Source organism: Paenibacillus sp. Aloe-11 (assembly GCF_000245715.1).
Classification (GTDB): Bacteria; Bacillota; Bacilli; order Paenibacillales; family Paenibacillaceae; genus Paenibacillus; species Paenibacillus kribbensis.
On record NZ_JH601062.1, the window covers coordinates 1 to 754 of the forward strand.

Annotated in this window: 1 protein-coding gene; it reads left to right on the forward strand. The window is 52.1% G+C overall.

The window, feature by feature from the left end; translation table 11 throughout:
* Positions 1 to 754: PTS transporter subunit EIIC (locus WG8_RS19760; protein ID WP_007432017.1), on the forward strand; the 754-nt coding region annotated here is incomplete at both ends.

Genomic DNA, 754 nt, shown 5'->3' on the forward strand with positions numbered 1-754 from the left:
TTGGCATCGACGATGACCACTGGTATCATTGCCCTGTATGCGGTATTTTTTATAGCCTACAGGCTGGCGCAAGCTTTTGACAAGGACCCCCTTGTTCCAGCGGCAACCGCCCTCCTCTCTTTTCTGATCGTCACACCGGTCGAGACCTTTGACAAAGTCCGGGCCTTGCCGCTTCAATGGCTCGGCGCACAGGGATTGTTCGTCGCCATGTTCGTCGGCTTGATTGCCGCACGGTTGTATATTTGGATTGTCGACCGCAATTGGACGATCAAAATGCCTGACGGGGTCCCACCTACCGTTGTCAAAACCTTCTCAGGTTTGATCCCGGCCGTCTTGGTAGCCCTTGTGTTCGTCATCGTGGCCGGTCTGTTCATGCAAACTCCGTTCGGTACGGTTCACGATTTTATCTACACTTATCTCCAAGTACCACTGGAAGGATTGGGCGGATCGCTCGGTGCTTTGATTGTCGCGCTGATCATTATGCAGGCTCTGTGGATGTTCGGGATTCACGGGGCAATTGTTACACTCGCTATCGTTAAACCGATCTGGATGAGTCTGGATCTAGCTAACCTTGACGCTTTCCAGGCAGGCACTCCACTTCCGAACATTATCGGGCTGGCTTTTTGGTATATCTACTGCAATTATGCACCAATGCTTGGCTTCGCCCTGCTGTTGGTTTTCCTGGCCAAGAGCAAACAGCTTCGCACAATCGGGAAGCTTGGTCTTCCGGGTACCTTTTTCTCGATTCACGAGC